Raw genomic sequence first — 25,070 nt, 5'->3', positions numbered from 1 at the left:
GGTGCCGGCGAACGCATGGACACGGTGACAAGCGCCGGCTCGGCCGGGTTGCCAGGTAAGGGGTCAGGCGGTGGCGCGGGCGGTGGCTTCGGAGAGGGCCTTGGCGAAGGCGAGGACGTGGGTGACCGCCTCGGGGCCGTCGGCGGCCTCGCTGACCCGCAGCGACAGGTCGTCGGCGGTGATGGCGCCGGTGTAGCCGTGGTCGGCCTCGCAGTTTTCGTCGCCGCACGTGGCCGGCTCGAGGTCGACGTGGGAGATGGCGCCCCAGCCGATGGTGAGCGTCACCTCCGTGGGAGGGATGCCGGGCACGTAGGAGGCGGGGTCGGGCACGACGCGGGTGACGGCGACCGACTGGACGCGGCTCAGCCGCACCGCCTCGGTGGTGGTGGAGGCATGGGACGCCGAGACCCCCTCCACCGCGGGGTGCTCGTCGGTGTGGCAGACCAGCAGCCGCGTGCCCGTCAGCACCAGCACGGTGACGTGGCGGCGCACCTCCATCGCGGGATCGAAGGTCGCCTCGTGGTGGACCACGAACGCGGTCACGGCCTCCTTGCCCAGCGCGGATTCGACCGCATCGGTGACGAGGTCGGGGTAGTAGCCGCTGCGCTCGATCGCTTCGCGCAGGCCCGCGGCTGAGACTCGGGTTTCCCTCATGGCTCCATCCTGCCAGGGACGGGCAGTACACTCACCCGCCGGATATAACGCTCTATAACGTCTTATGCCGGGTCATCAGGGGGCACTCGGTCCCCTCCCTTCGCTCAGGGCTGACCGAGGGCCCGCGCGGAGCCGGGCGGGCCGGTCAGGACAGCCGTCGCGGGCCCCCGTCGAGCCGCGGGCCCGCCGGGGTGCGCAGGGTGGCGCGGGCCCCGAGGATCATCACCGCCGACTCCCCCACGAGCACCTGGTCGAGGTCGAGCCTGGCCACCTCGGGCAGATCGTGCGCGAGACGGCCGACGCGGACGAGCAGGTCCTCCAAGGCGTCGACCGCGACCGGCGGGTAGCCGTACTGGCCGAAGAGCAGGGGCGCGGCGCGTACGGACCTGATCAGGTCGGAGGCGTCCTCCGGGGTGAGCGGCGCGAGGCGGAAGCTCTGGTCGAGCAGGAGCCGCGCGGTCACCTCGCCCAGCCCGAACGACACCACAGGCCCGAACGCGGGATCCTCGACCACCCCGATGACGGTCGGCACCGCGGGCTGCGGCGCCATCCGCTGCACGGCCAGCTCCGCGTGCTCGCCCAGCAGCTCGGCGTAGGCGTGGCGGACCATGTCGGGGCCGGTCAGCCCGAGGCGTACGGTGCCGGCCCGCCGCGAGGCCGCGGGATCGGCCACCTTGACCACCACCGGCCAGCCCAGCCGCTCGGCGGCGGCCACGGCCTCGTCCGGCGAGCGGACGGTCTCGGCGGGCCAGACGGTCAGCCCGTAGCAGGACAGCAGCTCGGCCGCGTCGACCTCGACGGGCGGCCCCTGCTGGGCGAACCCGCCGGGCGGGATGTCGGGCGCGGTGCCCGCCAGCGTCTCGCGGGCCAGCGTCTGGGCCCGGTGGGTGTCGATGCCGCTCAGCTCGGGCGGCGGCTGCACCGGCTGGGCGCGCCAGCGGGCGTAGCGGACGACGTGGGCGAGTGCGCGTACGGCCTCCTCGGGGGCGGCGTACGACGGGATGGACCCGCGCGCGGGCCCGTCACCGGGGACGCGCAGCGCCGGATGCATGCCGAGATGCCCCATGAACGTGGCGAGCACCGGCTTGCCGGAGTCCTGGGAGGCGCGCAGCAGCTCGGCGGCCACCTCGTCGGTCTCGCCCGGGATCGGCGGCATGTAGATGACGACGGCGGCGTCCACCTCGGGTGAGGCCAGCTCGCCCGCGAGCGCGGCGCCGTACTCGGCGGGCCCGGCGGCGGGGCCGAGGTTGACCGGCTTGCGGGGTTCGAGGCCGGCCGCCAGGCAGGCGTCGGCGGCGAGCAGGCCGAGCGCGTCGGAGTTGGTGACGAGCGCGGTGCGCGGCCCGCCGGGCAGCGGCTGGTAAGCCAGTAGCTGGCCCACGTCGAAGAGCTGGATGAGGTCGTCGACCCTGATGAGCCCCGCCTGCTCGAACAGCGAGCTGATCGCGGAGTCGGGCAGCCCCAGCTCGGCGGCGGAGTGGCCGGACGGGGTGCCGCCGCTCTTGACCACCACGACGGGCTTGCGGCGGGAGATGCGCCTGGCCAGCCGGGTGAACTTGCGCGGGTTACCGAGCGACTCGAGGTAGAGCAGGATGACCTCGGTGGAGTCGTCCTCCTCCCAATACTGCAGGAGGTCGTTGCCCGAGACGTCGGCGCGGTTGCCGGCCGAGACGAACGTCGAGATGCCCATGCCGCGCTGGGCGACTCGCTGGAGCAGCGCGGTGCCGAGCGCGCCCGACTGGCTGAAGAAGCCCACGTTGCCGCGGCCCGGCACGGTGGCGGCGAGGGTGGCGTTGAGCTTGACGGCGGGGTCGGTGTTGGCGATGCCGAGGCAGTTGGGGCCGACGACGCGCAGGCCGTAGGAGCGGGCGATGCGGGCCAGCTCGTCCTGCCTGGCCCGGCCCTCGGCGCCGGTCTCGCCGAACCCCGACGACACCACGACCAGGCCGTGCACGCCCTTCTCCGCGCACTCCTTGACCACGTCGATGACGCCTTCGGCGGGCACGGCGACCACGGCGAGGTCGACCTCGCCGTCGATGGCGGTGACGCTCGGGTGGGCGCGCACGCCCGCCACCGCCCGGACCTCGCGGTGCACGGGGTAGACGGGGCCGGTGAAGTCGGCGGCCAGCAGGTTGCGCAGCACGGTCTGGCCGACGCCGCCCGGCTCGCGCGAGGCGCCGATCACCGCCACGGATCCGGGGGTGAGCAGCCGGGCGATCGAGCGGGACTCGGCGCGGTGCTCGCGGGCCGCGGTGACCTCGGCGGAGGTGTCGGTGGGGGTGAGGTCGAGCGTCATGCGGACGACGCCGTCCTCGAACTGGCTCTGCGCGGTGTAGCCGGCCTGGCGCAGCAGCCCGGTCATGCGCATGTTGGCGGGCAGCACGTCGGCGATGAAGCGTTCGATGCCGCGCTCGCGCGCGGTGGCCGCGAGGTGTTCGAGCAGCACGGAGGCCACGCCCCTGCCCTGGTGGGCGTCCTCGACGAGGAAGGCGACCTCGGCCTCGCCCGGGCCGGTGCGGTCGTAGCGGATCACGGCCACCATCTCGGTGCCGATGGTGGCGATCAGCGCGACGCGGTTGACGTAGTCGACGTTGGTGAAGCGTTCGACCTCGCGGTCGGACAGCCGGGGGCGCGGCCCGAAGAACCGAAAATAGATCGACTCGTCGGACAGCCGGGAGTAGAACGAACGGAGACGGTCGGCGTCGGCGGGCCTGATGGGGCGCACGTGCGCGGTGCCGCCGTCGGCAAGGACGACATCGGCCTCCCAATGGGCCGGATATTGTGCCTCCACAGAAATGAGCGTAAACCCGCATCCCACATGCCAAGACGCTGGGGCCCTGTTGGGCAACGCTTGTGCATCGACTCCTGCCCGGTGTCGGGGGTACGCCCCACGAGCAGCTCGGAAGCTGTTAGTTTTGCCGTGGCGTTTTGCCGTGGCCAGGCTCGATCTGAAGGCAGCAAGGTGGTGACATCATGACGCGGGTCGTCGTGGTGGGCGATCTCATGACCGACGCGGTGGCGCGCGCCCGTTATGCGCTCGCCAGGGCGAGCGACACCCCGGCGATCGTGACGATGCACGGCGGCGGCTCGGGTGCGAACATCTCGTCCTGGCTGGCCGTCGAGCGCAACGAGGTGGCCTTCATCGGCCGCAGGGGCGCCGACATCACGGGGCGTAACCGCGACATGGAGCTGATGGGCTACGGCGTCGACGCCCGGCTCGTCATGGACCCCGAGCGGCCCACCGGCACGTGCGTGGTGCTGGTCACGCACAAGGGTGAGCGCACGATGCTCTCCGACCCCGGCGCCAACGCCGCGCTGTCACCGGAGGACCTCCCGCGCGACCTGTTCGTCCAGGGCTCCCACCTGCATCTGTCGGGTTACACGCTGATCAACGAGGGCTCGCGCGACGCCGGGCTCGCGGCGCTCGACATGGCCGGGCACACCGGCATGTCGATCTCCGTCGACTGCGCGTCGTCGGCGCCCCTTGAGCGTACGGGCGCCGAGCCGTTCCTCGAGTGGACCAACGGCGCGAAGCTGCTGTTCGCCAACATCGACCAGGCCAAGGTGCTGACCGGCCGCGACGACCCCGAGGCCGCGGCCAAGGTGCTCACGGCGTGGTTCCCGCAGGTCGTCATCAAGATGGGCGCCGAGGGCGCGCTGTGGTTCAGCAACGGGCGCCCCGACCCCGTGCGGGTGGCCGCCGAGCCGGTCGACAAGATCGTCGATGGCACGGGGGCCGGTGACGCGTTCTGTGCCGGGTTCCTGCCGCCGTGGCTGGAGGGCAAGCCCCCGGCCGAGGCGCTGACCTCCGGCTGCCGGCTGGCGTCGAAGGCGATCATGCACCTCGGCGCCCGCCCGCCGTTCTAGACCTTCCTCCAGCCGGCCACTCAGCCGGTCGCTCAGCCGGCCATTCAGCTGGTCACCGCGAGCGCCAGCGGCAGCACGGCCGGCGCGCCCGCGTGGCGCACCTGCGCCGCCGCCAGCGTCATCGTCCAGCCGGTGTCGACGCGGTCGTCGACCAGCAGCACCGGCCCGCCGCACTGCGCGATCGCGGCACTGAGATCCTTGGGCATCGCGAGGGTGCCCCTGATGGCCTGCACCCGCTTGGCGCTGTTGAACTGCTTGCCCGGTGAGCCCGCGCGGTAGCCCAGCTCCCCCAGATACTGCAGCCGCCCCACCTGCGCCAGCCGCTCGGCGAACCCGCGGACCAGCTTGGGCCGGCTCGCCGACGGCACGTTGACCACCGCGACGGGCCGCTCCCGCCACTCCCACGCCGACAGCACCTTGATCACGGCGGCGAACATGTCGTCGGGCATCGGCCCGTCGTCGCCGGCGAACAGCTCGCGCAGCCGGTTGCCCCAGCCGATGTCGGTCAGCCGCCCGAGCGCCCTGCCCGGCTCGGCGCCCAGCTCGGGCTTGATGCGCCCGGACAGGTCGGCCAGGCCGGTGGGCCACTGCCTGCGGGCGTCGATCTCGACGCCCGGCCTGCTCAGGCGCTCTCGGGCGGTCTCGACGGCCTGCGCGGCGATCTCGGGCGAGCGGTGCCTGCCGGTGCAGTTGTCGCAGCGGCCGCAGGGCGTGGCGGTGTCGTCGTCGAGGTGGCGGCGCAGGAACTGCTCGCGGCACTCGGTGGTGGTGAGGTAGGCCAGCATGGCCTCCTGCTCGGCGCGGCGCTCGGCGGCGATGCGGGCGTAGCGCTCGGTGTCGTATGCCCAGGGCTCGCCGGTGGCCTCCCAGCCGCCCTTGACCCGGCGTACGGCGCCTTCGACGTCGAGCACCTTGAGCATCATCTCCAGCCGGCCGCGGCTCAGGTCGACGGCGGTCTCCAGCGCCGGGGTGGACATGACGCCGCGCTCCTCCAGCGTCTGGAGCGTGGTGCGCACGACGGGCTCGGGCGGGAAGGCCAGCGAGGCGAAGTAGGCCCAGATGTCGCGGTCTTCGACGCCGGGCAGCAGGATGACCTCGGCCCGCTCGACCCCGCGCCCCGCCCTGCCGACCTGCTGGTAGTAGGCGACCGGCGACTGCGGCGCCCCGACGTGGATCACGAAGCCCAGGTCGGGCTTGTCGAAGCCCATGCCGAGCGCGCTCGTGGCGATCAGCGCCTTGATCTTGTTGCCGAGCAGCGCCTCCTCGGCGGCCAGCCGCTCGGCCGGCTCGGTCTGCCCGGAGTAGGCGGCCACTTCGAGGCCCTGCTCACGCAGGTAGCCGGCGATCTCGTGGGCGGCGGCCACGGTGAGGGTGTAGACGATGCCGGAGCCGGGCAGCTCGCGCAACGTCTGGGCGAGCCAGGCGAGGCGCTGCTCGGCGGTGGGCAGGCGGACGACGCCGAGGTGGAGGCTGTCGCGTTCGAGCGGGCCGCGCAGGACGAGCGTGTCGTCGCCCTCGGGACGCAGCTCGGGCGGCAGGCTCAGCTGCTCGGCGACGTCGCGGGTGACGCGGGCGTTGGCCGTGGCGGTGGTGGCCAGCACGGGGACGCCGGGCGGCAGTTGCGCGAACAGCGTGGACAGCCGGCGGTAGTCGGGCCGGAAGTCGTGGCCCCAGTCGGAGATGCAGTGGGCCTCGTCGACCACGACCAGCCCTGCGCTCTCGGCCAGCTCGGGCAGGACGTTGTCGCGGAAGTCGGGGTTGTTGAGCCGCTCGGGGCTGACCAGCAGCACGTCGACCGTGCCCTCGGCGACCTGGCCGTAGATCTCCTCCCACGCCTCGGGGTTGGCGGAGTTGATCGTGACGGCTCTGATGCCCGCGCGCTCGGCGGCGGCGATCTGGTTGCGCATGAGGGCGAGCAGCGGCGAGACGATGACCGTGGGGCCCTCGCCCATCTCCCGCAGCAGCGCGGTGGCCACGAAGTAGACGGCCGACTTGCCCCAGCCGGTGCGCTGCACGACGAGCACCCTGCGGCGGTCGAGCACCAGGGCCTCGATGGCGGACCACTGGTCGTCGCGGAGCCTGGCGTGCTCGCCGGCCAGCGCCTGCAGCCGCTCTTCGGCCTCTTCCCGCAGCATCGCGGCATCGGGGGCATCAATCATGCCTCCCTTGTTACCAGCTCCGGGCGACGAAATTCGCCGCTGCCGCGACGGAAACGCCTCTCAGGCCTGGTCGGCGTGCTCGGGGAAGGCGTTGACGGTGACGCGGTGCATGCGGCGGCGCTCGGTGTAGTCGGCGACGGCGTAGTGCTGGGTGGGCCGGTTGTCCCAGAAGGCCAGCGTGCCGGGCCGCCAGCGCAGCCTGACCTGGAACTCGGGCGAGCGGATGTGGTCGATGAGGAGCGGCAGCAGCGCCTCGTTCTCCCTGTCGGTCAATCCCACCAGGCGGGTGGTGGACGCGCGGTTGACGAACAGCGCCTTGCGGCCGGTCTCGGCGTGCACGCGGACGACCGGGCGCTCCACGGGCGGCCACGTGGCCTGGATCTCGGCCAGGTCGAACGGGTGCCCCTTGGCGATGGCCTTCTTCATGGACATCGTGATGTCGTGCACGGCGGTCAGCTCGTCGCACAACCGCTGGATGGAGGGCGAGAGCGTCTCGTAGGCCAGGTACGTGTTCGCCCAGCACGTGTCGCCGCCCACGCTGGGCAGCTGCACGCAGCGCAGCAGCGAGCCCATGGGCGGCGTCGGCTCGAAGGTGTTGTCGCTGTGCCACTCGTCGCCGCCCTCCCCCTTGGGCGAGGTCTGGTCGAGGACGTGGATGGGGCTGGTGGCGTCCTTCTTGAACGCGGGGTGGTTGAGCGTGCCGAAGTTCAGGGCGAACTGCAGGTGCTGCTCGTCCTCGATGGGCTGGTCGCGGAAGAACAGCACGAGGTGCTTGAGCCAGCCCGCCCGCAGGGTCGCGACCTCTTCCTGTGACAGGGGCTTGCGCAGATCGACCCCGGTGACCTCGGCGCCGATGTGCTTGGTCACGGGATGGAACTCGATCATGACGCCCTCCGGAGACAGATGCGGATCCCTCCGATCGAACGTACGACCCAAGCAATTGCTTGGTCAAGTCACTCGTGTCGCTCGAACAAGTCAGCGATAACTCGTGCGGATCGAGTAGGATCTGAACCTCGGCAGGATCCCTCCCAGGGCACCGGAAGCGTGAGCGACACCATGGATACGCCACAGAAGACCTGGCTCATGCGATCATCTGCCATAGGCGAAGACGCCCCCACCCTTCCGGTCGCGTGGCCGCGCCGGCTCGGGAGAGGGGTCGCATCGCCGTCTCGCACGCCGATCTGACGCTTCTCCAGCGGGCTGACGGCTACCGTTAGAGCACAAGAACAGAAGGAGGATGCGCTTCCCCTCGGCGCGACGGCCGAGGCAGCCGCGCAGCATACGATGGCCCGACGCACGACAGCACCCCCGCCCGAGGACTTCGAGGAGCGGATCGTCGACATCGACGTCTCCTCCGAAATGCGCAGGAGCTATCTCGAGTACGCCTACTCGGTGATCTACCAGCGCGCGCTGCCCGACGCACGCGACGGGCTCAAGCCGGTCCAGCGGCGCATCCTCTACTCGATGAGCGAGATGGGCCTGCGGCCCGACCGCGGCCACGTCAAGTCCTCCCGCGTCGTCGGCGACGTCATGGGCAAGCTGCACCCCCACGGCGACGGCGCGATCTACGACGCCCTCGTCCGCCTGGCGCAGCCGTTCTCCATGCGCCTGCCGCTCGTCGACGGCCACGGCAACTTCGGCTCCCCCGACGACCTGCCCGCCGCCATGCGTTACACCGAGGCCAGGCTGGCCCCGGCGGCGATGCTCATGGTCGAGTCGATCGACGAGGACACCGTCGACTTCAAGCCCAACTACGACGGCCAGGAGACCGAGCCGGTCGTCATGCCGTCGGCCTTCCCCAACCTGCTGGTCAACGGCACGAGCGGCATCGCGGTCGGCATGGCCACCAACATGGCGCCGCACAACCTCGTCGAGGTCGTGGCCGCCGCCCGCCACCTCATCAAGAAGCCCGACGCGACGCTCGACGAGCTGATGAGGTTCGTGCCGGGGCCCGACCTGCCGACGGGCGGGCAGATCATCGGGCTGCAGGGCGTGCGCGACGCCTACGAGACCGGGCGCGGCACGTTCCGCATGCGGGCCAAGTGCACGATCGAGCAGATCACGCCGCGGCGCAAGGGCATCGTCGTCACCGAGCTGCCGTACAACGTGGGTCCCGAGCGCGTGGTCGCCAAGATCAAAGAGCTCGTGACGAGCAAGAAGCTGCAGGGCATCGCCGACCTCAAAGACCTCACCGACCGCCACAAGGGCCTGCGGCTGGTCATCGAGATCAAGAACGGCTTCATCCCCGAGGCGGTCCTCGAGGAGCTCTACCGGCTCACGCCGATGGAGGAGACGTTCGGCATCAACAACGTCGCGCTGGTCGACGACGAGCCCCGCACTCTCGGGCTGCGCGAGCTGCTGCAGGTCTACGTCGACCACCGGCTCGAGGTCGTGCGCCGCCGCTCGGAGTTCCGCCGCCGCAAGCGCGAGGAGCGCCTGCACCTGGTCGACGGCCTCATCATCGCGCTGCTCAACATCGACGAGGTCATCCAGGTCATCCGGTCCAGCGACGACTCCGCCCAGGCGCGCACCCGCCTGATGGAGGTCTTCGACCTGACCGACATCCAGGCCGCCTACATCCTCGACACGCCGCTGCGCCGCCTGACCCGCTACGACAAGCTGGAGCTCGACCGGGAGAAGGAGACGCTGACCGACGAGATCGCCAAGCTGACCGAGATCCTCTCCTCCGACACCAAGCTGCGCCAGGTGGTCTCGGGCGAGCTGGCCGACGTCGCCAAGAAATACGGCACGCCGCGCCGCACGGTCCTGCTGGAGTCGCCGGGCGTCACCCGCACCCCCGTGGTGGAGCTGCAGGTGGCCGACGACCCGTGTCTCGCGCTGCTGTCCTCGACCGGCCTGCTGGCCCGCACCTCCGACGCCTCGCCGCTGCCCGGCGAGGGCGAGCGGGCGGCCCACGACGTGCTGGTCAGCGTCGTACGCACGTCCGTACGCGGCGAGGTCGGCGTCGTCACCTCGCTGGGCCGGCTGATCCGGGTCCAGGTCGTCGACCTGCCCACGCTGCCGTCCACGGCCAACCCGCCATCGCTGTCGGGCGGGCACCCGGTGTCCGAATACGTCTCGCTGGAGCCCGACGAGAAGGTGGTCGGCCTCGGCTCGCTCGATCCCGAGGGCCCGGGCCTGGCGCTCGGCACCGCACAAGGCGTGGTGAAACGGGTTGTTCCCGACTATCCCGCCAACCGCGACGACTTCGAAGTGATCACACTGAAGGACGGCGACCGCGTGGTGGGCGCGGTCGAGCTGGTGTCGGAGTCCCACGACCTGGTGTTCATCTCCTCCGACGCCCAGTTGCTGCGCTACCCCGCCTCCCTCGTACGCCCTCAGGGCCGGCCCGCGGGCGGCATGGCCGGCATCAGGCTCGACGACGGCGCCAGGGTGATCTGGTTCGGCGTGGTCGATCCCCAGGTTCCCGCCCGGGTGGTCACCATCGCGGGCTCCTCCACGGCGCTGCCCGGCACCCAGGTGGGCGGCGGCAAGGTCTCCGACTACGCCGAGTTCCCCGCCAAGGGCCGGGCCACCGGCGGCGTACGCGCCCAGCGCTTCCTGAAGGGCGAGGACGAGCTGCTGCTGGCCTGGGCGGGCCCGGCGCCGGCCAAGGCGGTCTCGGCGGTGGGCAAGCCGGTGCCGCTGCCCGAGGAGCTGGGCCGCCGCGACGGCTCCGGCGTACGCCTGACCAACACGATCGGCGCCATCGGCGGCGCGCTCGCCTCCACGCCCGACGCCCTGCCGGATGGCAGCGGAGGCCAGGCGCCCGCCGAGGACGAGTAGCGGGCGAACGTTGGGGGGCGCTCCCGCGCCCCCCACGTCTGTCTCACTTCGGTCACCGCGCTCCTGTTATGAAACACGTCCCGCCACCGATCCTCTGAGAGAGCGCTCTCATCGTCCGGATCTGGAGGAAACGTGTCCCGACTCAAACCCCCGTTATGGGCGGCCCTCGTCCTCGCCGCCTCGCTCGTCGTCGCCCCTGCTCCCGCCCAGGCCGCCGAGCCGCTGACCGTCACCGACTTCGAGTCGGACGGCGTGCCCGCCGGCGTGTACGCCTGGGGCAACGACACCGCCTCGACCCCGGCCCTGACCGTCGAGCCGGACGCCGAGCGTCCCGGCGCGCCCGCGACGAACCGGGTGCTCACCTCCGCCTTCACCATCAGCCAGTGGGGCGGCTGGTCCCACGATCTGCCCGCCACGGCGGACTGGTCGGCGTACGAGGGCTTCTCCTTCCACGTCAAGGGCACCGGCTCGGGACAGCGGGTCTTCTTCGAGCTCAAGGACGGCGGCGGCGGTCCCGGCACCGCCGAGCTGTTCGAGTCCTCCTTCACCGACGACGTCGCCGGCTGGCGCGAGGTGCGGATGCCGTTCGCCGACTTCACCCGGCGTACCGACTACCAGCCGGGCGGCGCCCCCACCGACGGCGAGCTGGACCTCCTGGAGATCTGGGGCTACGCGATGCGCCTGCCCATCGGGACGGGCACGTTCACCTGGGACGAGGTGCGCCTCTACGGCACCGCTCCCCCGCGCCCGGTCCGGCTGAGCGCCGACCGGCCCGTCCTGCCGGTGGACGAGAAGGGCAGCGCCGAGCTGCGCGTCACCGTCACCACCGCCGACGGCGCACCCCTGCCCGCCGACCTCGCCGTGGACTACCGCACCGGTACGGGCACCGCCACCCCCGGCGCCGACTACACCCCCGTCCAGGGCACGCTGAGGTTCCCGGCCGGCACCGCGTCGGGCTTGGCCAAGACGATCACCGTCAGGACGCTGCGCGACCACCAGAACGAGGTGGCCGAGACCATCCCGATCGAGCTGTCAGGCGAGGGCGCCCGCCCGCCCGCAGAGCCGCCCGTCGTCGTCGTCAACGCCCACGGCCTGCCCTACCTCGACGCCCGCAAGCCGGTCAAGCAGCGCGTCGCCGACCTGCTCGCCAGGATGACACTGGAGGAGAAGGTCGGCCAGATGACGCAGGCCGAGCGCGGGGCCCTCGCCAAGCAGAGCGACATCGCCGCGTACCGGCTCGGCTCCCTGCTGTCCGGCGGCGGCTCGACGCCCCCGCAGAACACCCCGCAGGCGTGGGCCGACATGATCGACGCCTTCCAGCTGCAGACCCGGCAGACGCGCCTGCAGGTGCCGCTCATCTACGGCGTGGACGCCGTGCACGGCCACAACAACGTGGTCGGCGCCACGATCTTCCCGCACAACGCCGGACTCGGCGCCGCCCGCGACCCGCGCCTGGTCGAGCAGGCCGCCGCGATCACCGCCAAGGAGGTCAAGGCCACCGGCATCCCCTGGAACTTCGCCCCCTGCCTGTGCGTCTCCCGCGACGACCGGTGGGGCCGCGCGTACGAGTCGTTCGGCGAGGACCCCGCGCTGGTCACCCGCATGGCCACCGTCGTGGACGGGCTGCAGGACCACGGCGTGCTGGCCACCGCCAAGCACTACGTCGGCGACGGCGGCACCGCCTTCGGCTCGTCCACGACCGGCGACTACACCATCGACCAGGGCGTCACCACGACCACCCGTAAGGAACTGGCCGCGATCCACCTGGCGCCGTTCAAGGAGGCGGTGAAACGCGGCGTCGCCACCGTGATGCCGTCGTTCTCCAGCGTGGACTTCGGTGACGGGCCGCTGAAGATGCACGCCCACGACGAGCTGATCAACGGGACGCTCAAGGGCGAGCTCGGGTTCAAGGGGTTCGTGGTCAGCGACTGGCAGGCCATCGACCAGATCCCCGGGGACTATCCGTCCGACGTGCGCACCTCGGTCAACGCCGGGCTCGACATGATCATGGTGCCGTACGCCTATCCCGAGTTCACCGGCACGCTGAAGGCCGAGGTCGAGGCAGGGCGGGTGCCCATGTCGCGGATCGACGACGCCGCCGCCAGGATCCTCACCCAGAAGTTCCGGCTCGGCCTGTTCGAACGCCCCTACGCCGACCGCTCCCACCTGCGCGACGTCGGCTCGCCCGCGCACCGCGCGGTGGCCCGCAAGGCCGCCGCCAAGTCGCAGGTGCTGCTGAAGAACGACGGCGGGCTGCTGCCGCTGCGCCGCGACGCCAAGGTGTACGTGGCCGGCTCCAACGCCGACGACATCGGCAACCAGAGCGGCGGCTGGACCATCACCTGGCAGGGCTCCTCAGGGCCCATCACGCCCGGCACGACCATCCTTGAGGCCGTCCGCTCGCGGGCCGCGTCCGTCACCTACTCCCGCGACGCCTCCGCGGACCTCGCCGGGCACGACGTGGGCGTGGTCGTCGTGGGCGAGACGCCGTACGCCGAGGGGCAGGGCGACGTCGGCCGCGCCGGCCGCACGCTCGACCTGTCGGCCGCCGACCGGGCCGCCGTGGACAAGGTGTGCGGGGCCATGAAGTGCGTCGTCCTCGTCGTGTCGGGCCGGCCGCTGCTGCTCGGCGACCTGTCGGGCGTCGAGGCGGTCGTCGCGTCGTGGCTGCCCGGCACCGAGGGCGACGGGGTCGCCGACCCGCTGTTCGGCGCGGTCCCGTACACGGGGCGGCTGCCGTTCACCTGGTTCAGGAGCGTCGCGCAACTGCCGATCAACGTGGGTGACGCGTCGTACGATCCGCTGTTCCCCTACGGGTGGGGGCTGCGTACCGACCGGGCCCGCGACCGGCTCAAGGACGCCCGCGACCGGCTCGCGCGCGGAGACGTCGCGTCCAGGGCGGCCGCGCTGACGCTCTCGGCCACCCTGTCCGGCCGGAACTGGAACGCCGACGGCTCGGTCCGCGACCAGCGAAGGGTGCTGGACGGACTGGCGGCCACCGCCACCCTGCTCGACCGCTCGAAGAACGAGCCGTACGAGGTGGCCGACGCCGTGGCCTCGGTAGCCCGCGACCTGGCCCAGAAGTCCGGAGAACGCCCGGACCTCCAGGCACTGGCCGACCACGAACTGGCGTCCGGCAACGCCCGCAAGGCAGTAGACCTGCTGACCCAGGCCACCCGCTGACCCTTCGGGCCCCCGGCCGGGGGCCCGAAGCTCATCGAGACGCGACGCCTCCCGGCTCCGTGGACAGGTCGTCATCGGCCACGACCACGTCGAAGTCGGCGTTGAGTGCGGAGACGTCCGGCATGGTCACCACGAGGTCGCGGGCCATCTCCTCGGCCTCGCTCACTGCCCCTTCTTCTCCTTCACGGCGTCCTGACTGGACTCGGGGCTGACCTCGCGGGGTGCGAGGTCAGCCCCTCATCCGGGCCGGGAGCAGTCCCCTTCGCCCGGCCCGGGCTTCGATGCCGCGTGGTCGGTCGCGGCGGCTGGGCGGTGTGGTCAGTCGTGGCAGAGGCAGAACGGGTGTCCGGCCGGGTCGAGGAAGACGCGGAAGGAGTCGTTGTCGCTCGGCTGGTGCTCGTGCTTGCGGGCGCCGAGCTTGAGCACCTGGCGCTCGGCCTCGTCCATGTCGGACACCGTCACGTCGATGTGCATCTGCTGCGGGCGCTCGGCGCTCGGCCAGTCGGGCGGCTGGTGGTCGGGGGCGAGTTGGAAGGCCAGCCGCTCGGGCGAGCCGCCGTTCGTGACCACCACCCAGTCGTCCTCGACCGAGGTGATCGGCCAGCCCAGCAGCTGCGAGTAGAACTCCGCCAGTCCCTTGGGATCCCGGCAATCGATGACGATGGTTCGGAAAACGGCTATGCCGCCCATCCTGTCCAGCCTCTCCGTGACGACAATGGGTGTCATGGCTGCCAACTCGTTCATGGTTCCGCTCGGCACTCCCGCACCAGCCTTCGACCTGACCGCCATCGACGGCGGCAGCGTGTCACTGGGTGACCTCGAGGGGTCGCCCGCCACCCTCGTGATCTTCCTGTCGAACCACTGCCCGTACGTACGGCGGATCGAGGACGGCCTCGCCGCCCTGGCCAAGGACTACGGCGCGAGGTTGTCGATCGTCGCCATCTGCAGCAACGACAGCGTGACCTACCCCGACGACGACCCCACACACCTCGCGGAGCAGGCGGCGCGGGCGGGGTTCACGTTCCCGTACCTGCTGGACGACACCCAGGAGGTGGCCAAGGCTTTCCGCGCGGCCTGCACTCCCGACTTCTTCCTGTACGACGGGCGGCTCCGGCTGGCGTACCGGGGCGAGTTCGACGGGGCGCGGCCGGGGAACCACATGCCGGTGACCGGCGTGTCGCTGCGCGCGGCCATCGACGCGGTGCTGGCGGGCGAGCCGGTGCCGCAGGACCAGCGGCCGTCGATCGGCTGCGGCATCAAGTGGCGGCCGGGCAACGAGCCCGCCTGATCGCACGCGGGACGGCGGGCCCTCACCCCATGCGGCCTGCCGGACCCGAGCAGCCTGCGGACCCGAGCAGCCTGCGGGCCCGAGCGGGCTGCCGGATCCGCTCCTGGACAGCGGCCTGCTCAGGACCCGGACCAAGGCACAAGCCCGATCCCGGTGTGCCCGTCCCGGTCAGGAGGTGGCGGCGGCGATCGCGGCGGGGAGGGCCAGGAGCAGGTCGTGGGGCTCACCGCCCTGCCAGTGGCGGATCAGCGCGGTGCCCGCCTCCCCCGGATCGAACTCCTCGCACCCCAGCGGGCCGAAGCAGCCGGCCTGGTCGAGCATGAGGATGAGGGGATCGTCGTCCGGCAGGGCGGCCGCGTAGGCGGCGGCGTCGAGCAGCGCGAGCGCGCACCTGGCGTTTCGCCCCTCGTCCCTGGACTCCACGCGGTCGAGGCGACGCCGGGCTTGAGCACGGAGGTACTCGGCGAGCGATTCTGACCTACTCACGACAAACCTTCTTCGATCATGTGCGTACGGCTACGACATCATCACTCAAGGTGAGGCTCTCTCGTGGGACGTTTGCCAACTACGGCCAGTCGGACCCCCGCGAACATGACTTCTGCGGGGTGGGGGATTATTTGAGGCATGAGTGCGTTCGACGATCTGTATGCCGCCAACGCGACGTTCGCCAAGGAGTTCGGCACCTCCGACCTGACCGGTCGCGCGGCCCGTGGTCTGGCCGTGGTGACCTGCATGGACTCCCGGATCGACCCTCTCGGCCTGTTGGGGCTCAAACCCGGTGACGCCAAAATTCTGCGGAACGCGGGCGCCCGCGTGACGGATGACGTCCTGCGTACTTTGGTGCTGGCCGTGTACCTGCTGGGCGTGGAGCGCGTGCTCGTCATGGCGCACACGGACTGCGGCATGTCGAAGGTGACGGACGACGCCGTACACGACCTCACCCAGTCCCACGGGGTGGACACCCGCATGCTGGACTTCCACACCGTCCCCGACCAGGCGGCGGCCATGCGCCACGACCTCACCCGGATCCGCAGCACCCCGTTCCTGCCGCCGGGCATACCGGTGGCAGGCGCCATGTACGACGTCCACACGGGCCTGCTGTCCCCCTACCCGGACTGACGAGGACGCCGACGCCCCCCACCCATGGCAGCCCACCCCTCGCTGCGGCGCCGGACCGCCGCAGCGAGGCTTCTCGTGTCCGGCGCGACGGCGCCTCTTCGTCGGACTTGCCGAAGGGCTCTCAGACGGCCTCAGCGCCCGAATGACACGCTGAGACGATCAAGGGGACGGAAGGGGCCCCTGTGAGCCCCAGAAAGCCACACAGGGCCTCTGAGGCCCCGCCAGGCCCTTCAGGACCGGTGGGCGCTCACCTGCCGCGGTCACTCAAGCGGCCCGGCCGCCGTATCGCCCGTGGGCGGTCGGGGCCGGGCCGGAAGCGTGGGTGGTCAGGCGTCGATGTGGTCGCGGTCGACTTCGGCGGCGCTGTTGACGATGAACTCGCGGCGCGGCGCGACCTCGCTGCCCATCAGCAGGTTGAAGATGTGCTCGGCCGCCTCGGCGTCTTCGATGCGGACGCGGCGCAGGATGCGGTGGCGCGGGTCCATGGTGGTCTCGGCCAGCTGGTCGGCGTCCATCTCGCCCAGACCCTTGTAGCGCTGCACCGGGTCCTTCCACCGCTTGCCGCGCCGCTCCAGGTCGCGCAGCACCTTCTGCAGCTCGGCGTCGGAGTAGCAGTAGATGTACTTGTCCTTGCCGCGCCCCGGGTTGGTCAGCTCGATGCGGTGCAGCGGCGGCACCGCGGCGAACACCCGCCCGGCCTCGACCATCGGCCGCATGTAGCGGTGGAAGAGGGTCAGCAGCAGGCAGCGGATGTGGGCGCCGTCGACGTCGGCGTCGGCCATGAGGATGACCTTGCCGTAGCGGGCGGAGTCGATGTCGAACGTGCGGCCCGACCCGGCCCCGACCACCTGGATGATGGCGGCGCATTCGGCGTTTTTGAGCATGTCGCTCACGGACGCCTTCTGGACGTTGAGGATCTTGCCGCGTATCGGCAGCAGCGCCTGGAACTCGGAGTCGCGGGCCAGCTTGGCGGTGCCGAGCGCCGAGTCGCCCTCGACGATGAACAGCTCGCTGCGGTCGACGGCGTCGCTGCGGCAGTCGACCAGCTTGGCCGGTAGCGCGGAGTTCTCCAGTGCGCTCTTGCGGCGCTGGTTGTCGCGGTGCTCGCGGGCCGCGATGCGGGCCTTGGCGGCGGCGACGATCTTCTCCAGCACGGCCCTGAGCGGCTGCTTGTAGCCGCGCGGCGGGTTGGTGAACAGCTCTTTGAGCTCGCGCGAGACCACGTGGGAGACGATGCGGGTGGCGGCGGAGGTGCCGAGCACCTCCTTGGTCTGCCCCTCGAACTGCGGCTCGGGCACCCGGACCGTGACCACGCCGGTCAGGCCCTCGGAGATGTCGTCCTTGGTGACGGGGTCGTCGCCGTTCTTCAGCAGGCGGGTCTCGCGCAGCAGCTCGTTGATCGTACGGACGAGGCCGCGCTCGAAACCGGTGAGGTGGGTGCCGCCCTTGGGCGTGGCGATGACGTTGACGAACGAGCGCACGGTGGACTCGTAGCCCTTGCCCCAGCGGACCGCCACGTCGACCGACAGCTCGCGCTGGACCTCGGTGGGCGTCATGTGGCCCTGGTCGTCGAGGACCGGCACGGTCTCGTGGAAGTGGCCGACCCCCTGCAGGCGCAGCACGTCGCAGATCGCCTCGTCGCGGGCCAGGAACTCGGTGAACTCGGAGATGCCGCCGTCGAAGCGGAACTCCTCCTCCAGGCGCTCCTCGTGACGGCTGTCGTAGACGACCAGGGTCAGGCCGGGGACCAGGAACGCGGTCTGCCGCAGGCGTACGTGGATCTCGTCGAGCGAGACCTCGGCGTCGGGGAGGAAGATCTGCTTGTCGGCCCAGAAGCGCACGCGGGTGCCCGAGACGTACTTCGCCGTCTTGTCGCCGATGCGCAGGCCGGACTTCTTCTTGAACTTGGCGGTGGGCCCTTCGCCGTCGAAGACGCCGGGCACCCCGCGCCTGAAGCTCATCTCGTGGACCACCCAGTCACGGTCGACCTCGACGTCGACGCGCGCCGACAGGGCGTTGACCACGGAGGCGCCCACGCCGTGCAGACCGCCGGAGGCGCCATAGGAGCCGCCGCCGAACTTGCCGCCCGCGTGGAGCTTGGTGTAGACGAGCTCGACGCCGGCCAGGCCGCTCTTGGGCTCGATGTCGACGGGGATGCCGCGGCCGTTGTCGCGCACCTCGATGGAGCCGTCGGCGTAGAGCTCGACCTCGATGCGGTCACACTGGCCCGCCAGCGCCTCGTCGACGCTGTTGTCCACGAGCTCCCAGAGGCAGTGCATGAGCCCGCGACTGTCGGTGGACCCGATGTACATGCCCGGGCGCTTGCGGACGGCCTCGAGACCCTCAAGCACCGACAGGTGACGAGCCGTGTAACCCGCCTCCACTAGCGTCACTCCAGCTCCCCTGTTCTAGTCATCGAACACGTGTGCGTAGCCTACCGTTCTTCCCCTACGCGCGCGTACAAGCTTGCCATGGTCGCTCGTTTGCCGTTACCAACCGGCTGATCATCATTACTTTCGGGCACATTCCGCTCTGGGCGTAGAGAGGGGGCGGTTGGGAACGTCCACGTCCGGTTAGATGTTGTTCCAAGTGACTGACGCCAGATCCTCGCTTCGGCGGGGGTGACCCGAAAGGCGATACGTGACTGGAGCTCTCGCCCCCGTTAAGCCGCTGACGGCCCTCGACCGCTGCGACCGCTGCGGTGCCCAGGCCTACATTCGCGCGACCCTGCCTGTGGGTGGGGAGCTGCTGTTCTGCGCCCACCACGGGCGTCAGCACATCGCAGCGTTGCGTGAAAAGGGCGCCGACATCCTGGACGAGTCGGCTCGGCTCAGCGAAACCCCTGCAACCGCCCCCAGCGATGAGCGCTGATCACAGCGTTCATCGTGTGAGATAACCACATATTGCGAAACGCTCGACGGCGACTCCGGGTCCACCCGGAGTCGCCGTCGTGCTTTCACCCGCCCGCGATTCTCCGTCCTTCGACGGCCGCTCCGGCCCGTGCCCGGTGCGGCCCGGCTCCAGCGGTGCGGCGGGCGGCTGCGGCGGCGGCCCGTTGACGATCAGGACGGTCAGCCGCCCGCCGCCGATGAGCAGGGCGGCCCCGCCGAGCACGGTGAACAGCAGGTTCCTGGTTTCGAGGCCGTGCGGCGCGCGCGGGACGTCCACGGCGCGCAGGACGAGCGCCCCTGCCACGTCGGCGGCGAAGATCAGGCCGGAGCCCTCTCGCAGGGCGCATCTCCCTCACTTCCGCCGGCCGATCCCTCGAGGGCGAAGACTAGAGAGTCGGTGGCCGCCGTGGCGACATACCGGGGAGCCGGATCCCGGTGATACCGGGGCAGGGGGTGCGGGTCAGAGGGGGGCGGCGCGGTAGTGGTAGCGGCCCGTCGCCGTGAAGCCCTCGCCTCGGTAGAGGGACTGGGCGCCCGCGTTCTGAGCCGTCACCACCAGGTACGCCTCGCCGCCGCCCGCACGGGCCACCAGGGCCCGCAGCACCGTCCTGGCCAGCCCCCTGCGCCGGGCCTCGGGCAGCGTGGCCATGCAGTAGACGCCGAGCGTGTCGCCCTGCGGGACGGCCCGGCCGACGGCCAGCGCCCGGCCGCCCTCCTCGTACGCCGCGTACAGGGCCGGCACGCCGGTGCAGATCCGCTCGGCCACGGCGAGCCCGTCGGCGTAGCGGCCGTCCACGGCCCACCAGGTCTCCAGCCAGCCCGGCCAGGGCCGCCCCTCGATCCTGACCTCGGGGGCGGGCTCGCCCTTGGGCGTCCCTGACATGACGACCGTGGGATCGACCACCTCGTATCCCCGGCGTCCGAGCTCCTCATCCAGCCCCGGCATGGTGCCAGGGCCCATGGAGAAGAAGCACCGCTGCCCCCGCTCCCGGTAGAAGTCCTCAGCCGCCGAGATCGCCCGGTCCAGGTCGGACGGCCGGCCGAGCGCCAGCACGGAATTGGCTCTCTTGGTGACCCCGCCGGCGTGTCGCAGCAGCCATCCCTCGTACGCCCGCACCTCGAAAGCGGGCCATGCCTCATGAACGAGCAAGTCGACATCCACCCGCGCAGCCTAGCGACCCGAGCCTGGGAAAGGGCCACTGGCCAGGGCCAATAGGGTAGAGGACTGTGCTGATCCTGTTGCCGCCGTCCGAGGGCAAGGCGTCGGAGGGTGACGGCCCGTCCGTGGGCGAGCTGTCCTTCCCCTCCCTCGGCAAGTCCCGCAAGCGGGTGATGACCGCGCTCGTCCGGGCCTCCAGACGCCGCGACGCCCTCGACGTGCTGGGCCTGACGCCGGGCCTGGCGGGTGAGCTGGCCAAGAACACCGCGCTGGCGACCGCGCCCACCCTGCCCGCCGCCGCCCTCTACACCGGCGTCCTGTACGACAACCTCGGCCTGGCGACCCTGGACGCGGAGGCGCTCGCGCGGGCTGAGGAGTCCGTGCTGATCTTCTCCGGGCTCTGGGGGGTGGTGCGGATCACCGACCGCATCCCGCCCTACCGCCTGTCCATGGGCGTCAACCTGCCGCCGGTCGGCGGTCTTGCGGCCTTCTGGCGCCCGGTGATCTCCAAGGAGCTCGACCGGCTGCCGGGGCTGGTGGTGGATCTCCGCTCGGCCACGTACGCGGGGGCCTGGCAGCCTGGGTCACGCTCGGTGACGGTACGCGTGTTCCGCGACGGCAAGGTCGTCAGCCACATGGCGAAGGCCACCCGGGGCGAGGTCGCCCGCGCCCTGCTCGACCAGCCGGCCCAGCCGTCCACGCCTGAGGAGCTGGTCAAGACCCTCGACTCCCTCGGCCACACCACACACCTCACCGCTCCCACGAACTCCAAGCGCCCCTGGGTGCTGGACATTCACCTCTAGAAAGTTGGAACCCCAGGAACACGTGCGCTCACCGGAAAAGCCGAAGCGCCCCGCCGGAACTCCGGCGGGGCGCTTCGCACAACGAGGTGAGCCCCAGCGAACCAGGGCCCTGATGCGGGTCAGTCCAGGTAGTCGCGCAGGACCTGGGACCGCGACGGGTGGCGCAGCTTCGACATGGTCTTGGACTCGATCTGGCGGATGCGCTCACGGGTGACCCCGTAAACCTTGCCGATCTCGTCCAGCGTCTTGGGCTGGCCGTCCGTGAGACCGAAGCGCATGGACACGACGCCCGCCTCCCGCTCCGACAACGTGTCGAGAACGGAGTGCAGCTGCTCCTGCAGCAGCGTGAAGCTGACGGCGTCGGCCGGCACGATGGCCTCGGAGTCCTCGATGAGGTCACCGAACTCGCTGTCGCCCTCCTCGCCCAGCGGGGTGTGGAGGGAGATGGGCTCGCGGCCGTACTTCTGGACCTCGACGACCTTCTCGGGCGTCATGTCCAGCTCGCGGGCCAGCTCTTCCGGCGTGGGCTCGCGGCCGAGGTCCTGCAGCATCTGCCGCTGGACCCGGGCCAGCTTGTTGATCACTTCGACCATGTGGACCGGGATGCGGATGGTCCGCGCCTGGTCGGCCATGGCACGCGTGATCGCCTGCCGGATCCACCACGTGGCGTAGGTGGAGAACTTGTAGCCCTTGGTGTAGTCGAACTTCTCGACGGCCCTGATGAGGCCCAGGTTGCCTTCCTGGATCAGGTCGAGGAACAGCATGCCGCGCCCGGTGTAGCGCTTGGCCAGCGAGACCACGAGCCGGAGGTTGGCCTCCAGCAGGTGGTTCTTGGCACGGCGGCCGTCTTCGGCGATCCACTCAAGCTCGGCCTTGACGTCGACGGGGAGCCCCTCGGCCTCGGCACCGCCCAGCTGCTCCTCGGCGAACAGGCCGGCCTCGATGCGCTTGGCCAGCTCGACCTCCTGCTCGGCGTTGAGCAGGGGGACCTTGCCGATCTGCTTGAGGTAGTCCTTGACCGGGTCGGCGGTGGCGCCGGCGGCGGCGACCTGGGCGACCGGGGCGTCATCGTCGTCGTCGGAGAGGATGAGGACTTCTTCCTCGCTCTTCTCCGCGGCGACCTCGGCGGCCTTCGGTTCGTCGTCGGACTCGGTGTCGTCGTCGGAGTCGCCCTCGGAGTCGCCTTCGGCCACGATCTCGTCGTCGTCGACGTCGATGTCCTCGAGCTCGTCGAGCACTACGTCGCCGTCGAGCTCGAGGTCCTCGTCGTCGTCGGCGTCGCGTGCGGCGTCGGGCCCCTTGGGCTTGGTCTCGGCAGGCCCAGCGTTCTTCGGCTCGGCCTTCTTGGCGGCGGCGGATGCCGCGGCCTTCTTCGCCGCCGGAGCGGCCTTCTTGGCAGGGGCCGCCTTCTTGGCGGCCGGCTCGGCTTCAGCGGTGCCCACGACCGCGGTCACGGTCTCGGGCTGCTGCTCTTTGGCGGCCGCCGCCGTCTTGGTCTTGACGGGGGCGGCGGTGCGGCGCTTTGCTGGACGAGACTTCTTCGGCGCAGCCGAATCCGCGGCGGTCACCACCACGGTCACGCCCTCTTTGCTGAGGTTCCGCAAGAACGCGGCGGCGTGCGACATGGGGATGTCCGCCTCCTCGAAGGCCTGACGGACATCCTCAGACTCGAGGAAACCCTGCGAGCGCCCACGCTCGAGCAGTCGCTGAATGACGGGCTCGTTCAGCTCTTGTGGCTTCGAGCGAGTCGAACTTGCAGGCGACACGAACACCTCTCGAACGAACGCGTGGCGACAATGGACCCAGATGCCCGCTGGGGGGCTGTTGCCTCTCTCGGAGATCGGTGAGGCCGTGCGGACCGCGACGGACCTGCACAGTATTGTGGCACGACCCCGCGATCCATACGGCCACCTCCCGGCGGTTGACCTCCACCCTAGGCCGACCAAGACAGTAGTGCGTACGTAAGCGGGGCACTGATACCCGAAAGCAACCGTTATGACTGTTTCATTCAGTCACTCTTCGTGGCTGGTGGGACGTGGATTGCGAGCGCGGTAACGTCATCATCCTGTTCATATCCAGACAACATCCGGTCAACCAGGAAGTCCAGCAGCATGTGCGGACTACTCACCACCTCAGGCGGCGCTTCGGTCACAACACTGCAAAGCTCTGCGAGCCCGGCATCCAGTCCGCGCTTCCTGTTCTCGACGAGACCGTCGGAGTAGAGCACGGCGGTATGGCCGGGCGGCACGACGAACCTGAACTGCCTCCGGCTGGTCGGCCAGCCTAGCGGAGTGCCGGGCTCTGCGTCGCACAGGATCGCCGTGCCCTGCGGAGAGACCAGGACGGGTGGCGGGTGTCCCGCCATGGCCAGCGTGCCCTCGCCGGTGACGGGCTCGACCACCATGTACGCCAGCGTCGTGACCTGCTCTTCTTCCTCGGTCGCGTCGAAGACGCGGTCGAGACCGGTGAGCACGGCCGCGGGCGGCGGGTTGGTCAGCGCCAGCGCCCGCATGGCGTTGCGGATGCGGCCCATGCCGGCCGCGGCCTTGACGCCCTTGCCCATGACGTCGCCGACGACCGCCGCGACCCGCCCGTCCTGCAGCTCGAACGCGTCGTACCAGTCGCCGCCGACCTGGACGTGGCGGCTGCCGGAGCGGAAGCGCTGGGCCAGCACCAGACCCTTGATCACCGGCAGGCGGTCGGGCAGCAGGCTGCGCTGCAGCGTCTCGGCGGTGCGGTGCTCGCGCTCGAACAGGGTGGCCCGCTCGACGGCGAGCGCGCACTGACCGGCCAGCGCCTCCAGGAAGACGCCGTCCTCCTGAGAGATCTTCTGGGGCCTGGTGAAGGAGAAGCGCAGGGCGCCGAGCGCGCGGCCGGCGGCCAGCAGCGGCAGGCCCACCCAGGCCCGCTCGTCGCCGTGCGCGAGGAACTGCGCCAGCACCTCCTCGTCGCCACCGGCCTCGAGGAGCTGGGCCTTCAGCGACTCGGGCGACTCGGCGAAGACCGGGCGGCGGCTGTTGACCGCCATGGTCATCACGTTGGAGTGGGACAGTGGGATCTCGTCGCCGGTGGCCCCGGACGCCTCGAGGATGCCCTCGCCGTTGATCAGCTTGAGCGCGGCGCGGTCGGTGTCGAGCAGCGCCACGGCGGAGCGGTCGGCGGCCAGCGCGGTGCGGCCCACGTCGATGATGACCTGGACGACCTGCTCGACCGTCAGCGCCTCCGCCAGCATGGCCGTGGCGCCCTGGAGCCGCGCGGTGCGCAGGGCGGCGGCGCCGAGCTGGTCGGTCAGCCTGCCGCGCATCTCCTCGGCCTCGCGCTGCGGCGTGACGTCGGTGTTGGCGCCGACCCACTCCACCACCCTGCCGTGGCGGATGATCGGCACGGCCCGCACCTCGAAGTGGCGGTAGCCGCTCGCCCGGGTGCGCACCCGGTAGTTCCACTCGAACATGGTGCGGCCGCGCAGCGCCTCGCGCCACGCCTCCTCGGTCTGCTGCCGCTCCTCGGGGTGGACGACCTCCAGCCAGCCGTTGGCGAGGTATTCCTCCAGGCCCTGGCCGGTGATGGCGCGCCACTGCGGGGCGTCCTCGACCACGGCGCCGGTGGGCGAGGTGATCCAGACGAGCTGGGACTGCGCCTCGACCAGCGAGCGGTAGCGCTCCTCGCTGCGGCGCAGCGCCTCCTCGGTCTGGCGGCTCTCGGTGACGTCGAGCCCGACCAGGGCGATCGCGCGCAGCTCGCCGGCGTCGTCGTGGACCGGCGAGAACGACAGCGACCAGTGGCGCGTGTCGCCCTCGGCGGAGCGCACGCGGACGCGGCCCTCGGTGACCGGCGCGTCACCCTCGATGACCGCCTGCACGGCGTGCGTGATGATCTGGCTGAGGTCGGCGGACAGCACCTCGACCGGCTGCCTGCCGATCATGCGGTCGGCGGGCACGTTGACGACGTCGCTGAAGACGTCGTTGACCCGCTGGATGCGGCTGTCGGCGTCGAAGAACGCGAAGGCGAACTCGGCCTCCGACAACATGCCCTTGAAGAGGGCGGAGTCTGAGATGTCCACATCCGACTCCCGGGGACGGGGAACGGAGGTCTCGGCGCTCATGGTCCGCACCTCCGTCGCGTGCCAGGGTCTCCCACGCGGCACATCTCCATAACTGTGTA

The 25,070-nt window shown here is 71.0% G+C and carries 19 protein-coding genes; 7 read left to right on the top strand and 12 right to left on the bottom strand.

The window, feature by feature from the left end; all coding sequences use genetic code 11:
- Positions 1–63 precede the first annotated feature (63 nt).
- Together ABZW11_RS06065 and ABZW11_RS06060 are read right to left on the bottom strand one after the other, a co-directional pair.
- Entirely contained in the window at positions 64–654 is a 591-nt protein-coding gene (locus ABZW11_RS06065; protein WP_355413153.1) for a DUF5998 family protein, read from the bottom strand.
- Positions 655–799: 145 nt separating this feature from the next.
- Positions 800–3,445: a GNAT family N-acetyltransferase gene (locus ABZW11_RS06060; RefSeq protein WP_355413151.1), complete on the bottom strand. Its 2,646-nt coding sequence runs from the start codon at positions 3,443–3,445 to the stop codon at positions 800–802.
- Positions 3,446–3,627: 182 nt separating this feature from the next.
- On the opposite strand from ABZW11_RS06060, the gene ABZW11_RS06055 reads away from it, so the two are divergent.
- Positions 3,628–4,521: a sugar kinase gene (locus ABZW11_RS06055; RefSeq protein ID WP_355413149.1), complete on the top strand. Its 894-nt coding sequence runs from the start codon at positions 3,628–3,630 to the stop codon at positions 4,519–4,521.
- Between the two features lie 44 nt (positions 4,522–4,565).
- Here the strand turns inward: ABZW11_RS06055 and ABZW11_RS06050 are convergent, their stop codons facing one another.
- Together ABZW11_RS06050 and ABZW11_RS06045 are read right to left on the bottom strand one after the other, a co-directional pair.
- A complete protein-coding gene (locus ABZW11_RS06050) occupies positions 4,566–6,680 on the bottom strand; it encodes a RecQ family ATP-dependent DNA helicase (protein ID WP_355413147.1) in 2,115 nt (704 codons plus the stop codon).
- Between the two features lie 60 nt (positions 6,681–6,740).
- Entirely contained in the window at positions 6,741–7,565 is an 825-nt protein-coding gene (locus ABZW11_RS06045) for a TauD/TfdA family dioxygenase (protein ID WP_355413145.1), read from the bottom strand.
- A 399-nt stretch (positions 7,566–7,964) separates the two neighbouring features.
- Here ABZW11_RS06045 and ABZW11_RS06040 point away from each other — a divergent pair, with 399 nt between their 5' ends.
- Positions 7,965–10,466 carry a DNA topoisomerase IV subunit A gene (locus ABZW11_RS06040; protein WP_355413143.1) on the top strand — a complete coding sequence of 834 codons (2,502 nt, stop codon included), beginning with the start codon at positions 7,965–7,967 and terminating at the stop codon, positions 10,464–10,466.
- A gap of 132 nt (positions 10,467–10,598) precedes the next feature.
- The gene (locus ABZW11_RS06035; protein ID WP_355413141.1) at positions 10,599–13,649 is read left to right on the top strand and encodes a glycoside hydrolase family 3 N-terminal domain-containing protein; all 3,051 of its coding nucleotides are present in this window, start codon (positions 10,599–10,601) and stop codon (positions 13,647–13,649) included.
- 31 nt (positions 13,650–13,680) lie between these two features.
- Here the strand turns inward: ABZW11_RS06035 and ABZW11_RS06030 are convergent, their stop codons facing one another.
- Complete coding sequence (locus ABZW11_RS06030; protein ID WP_355413139.1) at positions 13,681–13,815, bottom strand: hypothetical protein; 135 nt, start codon at positions 13,813–13,815, stop codon at positions 13,681–13,683.
- A 152-nt stretch (positions 13,816–13,967) separates the two neighbouring features.
- The gene (locus tag ABZW11_RS06025) at positions 13,968–14,375 is read right to left on the bottom strand and encodes a VOC family protein (protein ID WP_355413137.1); all 408 of its coding nucleotides are present in this window, start codon (positions 14,373–14,375) and stop codon (positions 13,968–13,970) included.
- Between ABZW11_RS06025 and ABZW11_RS06020 the strand changes: the two genes are divergently transcribed.
- The gene (locus ABZW11_RS06020; protein WP_355413135.1) at positions 14,374–14,937 is read left to right on the top strand and encodes a thioredoxin family protein; all 564 of its coding nucleotides are present in this window, start codon (positions 14,374–14,376) and stop codon (positions 14,935–14,937) included. The genes ABZW11_RS06025 and ABZW11_RS06020 overlap by 2 nt on opposite strands.
- A gap of 168 nt (positions 14,938–15,105) precedes the next feature.
- On the opposite strand, the gene ABZW11_RS06015 is transcribed toward ABZW11_RS06020, so the two are convergent.
- The gene (locus ABZW11_RS06015; RefSeq protein ID WP_355413133.1) at positions 15,106–15,423 is read right to left on the bottom strand and encodes a hypothetical protein; all 318 of its coding nucleotides are present in this window, start codon (positions 15,421–15,423) and stop codon (positions 15,106–15,108) included.
- Positions 15,424–15,561: 138 nt separating this feature from the next.
- Here ABZW11_RS06015 and ABZW11_RS06010 point away from each other — a divergent pair, with 138 nt between their 5' ends.
- Positions 15,562–16,056, top strand: a complete 495-nt coding sequence (locus tag ABZW11_RS06010; RefSeq protein ID WP_355413131.1) for a carbonic anhydrase — start codon at positions 15,562–15,564, stop codon at positions 16,054–16,056.
- A gap of 326 nt (positions 16,057–16,382) precedes the next feature.
- On the opposite strand, the gene ABZW11_RS06005 is transcribed toward ABZW11_RS06010, so the two are convergent.
- Positions 16,383–18,449, bottom strand: coding sequence for a DNA topoisomerase IV subunit B (locus ABZW11_RS06005; RefSeq protein ID WP_355413129.1), 2,067 nt, complete (start codon positions 18,447–18,449; stop codon positions 16,383–16,385).
- A 247-nt stretch (positions 18,450–18,696) separates the two neighbouring features.
- Between ABZW11_RS06005 and ABZW11_RS06000 the strand changes: the two genes are divergently transcribed.
- Positions 18,697–18,927, top strand: coding sequence for a hypothetical protein (locus ABZW11_RS06000; RefSeq protein WP_355413127.1), 231 nt, complete (start codon positions 18,697–18,699; stop codon positions 18,925–18,927).
- A gap of 9 nt (positions 18,928–18,936) precedes the next feature.
- On the opposite strand, the gene ABZW11_RS05995 is transcribed toward ABZW11_RS06000, so the two are convergent.
- On the bottom strand, positions 18,937–19,251 hold the full coding sequence (locus ABZW11_RS05995) for a hypothetical protein (RefSeq protein ID WP_355413125.1): 315 nt from the start codon (positions 19,249–19,251) through the stop codon (positions 18,937–18,939).
- Positions 19,252–19,407: 156 nt separating this feature from the next.
- The gene (locus tag ABZW11_RS05990) at positions 19,408–20,109 is read right to left on the bottom strand and encodes a GNAT family N-acetyltransferase (protein ID WP_355413123.1); all 702 of its coding nucleotides are present in this window, start codon (positions 20,107–20,109) and stop codon (positions 19,408–19,410) included.
- 65 nt (positions 20,110–20,174) lie between these two features.
- On the opposite strand from ABZW11_RS05990, the gene ABZW11_RS05985 reads away from it, so the two are divergent.
- Positions 20,175–20,909 carry a peroxide stress protein YaaA gene (locus ABZW11_RS05985; protein ID WP_355413121.1) on the top strand — a complete coding sequence of 245 codons (735 nt, stop codon included), beginning with the start codon at positions 20,175–20,177 and terminating at the stop codon, positions 20,907–20,909.
- A 119-nt stretch (positions 20,910–21,028) separates the two neighbouring features.
- On the opposite strand, the gene ABZW11_RS05980 is transcribed toward ABZW11_RS05985, so the two are convergent.
- Together ABZW11_RS05980 and ABZW11_RS05975 are read right to left on the bottom strand one after the other, a co-directional pair.
- Positions 21,029–22,675 carry an RNA polymerase sigma factor gene (locus ABZW11_RS05980; protein WP_355413119.1) on the bottom strand — a complete coding sequence of 549 codons (1,647 nt, stop codon included), beginning with the start codon at positions 22,673–22,675 and terminating at the stop codon, positions 21,029–21,031.
- A gap of 242 nt (positions 22,676–22,917) precedes the next feature.
- Complete coding sequence (locus ABZW11_RS05975) at positions 22,918–25,011, bottom strand: SpoIIE family protein phosphatase (protein WP_355413117.1); 2,094 nt, start codon at positions 25,009–25,011, stop codon at positions 22,918–22,920.
- Positions 25,012–25,070 lie beyond the last annotated feature (59 nt).

Source organism: Nonomuraea sp. NPDC004580, assembly GCF_040609855.1.
GTDB classification, from domain to species: Bacteria; Actinomycetota; Actinomycetes; order Streptosporangiales; family Streptosporangiaceae; genus Nonomuraea; species Nonomuraea salmonea.
The sequence above is the reverse complement of the archived record's forward strand: the minus strand, read 5'-3'. Positions and strand labels throughout refer to the sequence as shown.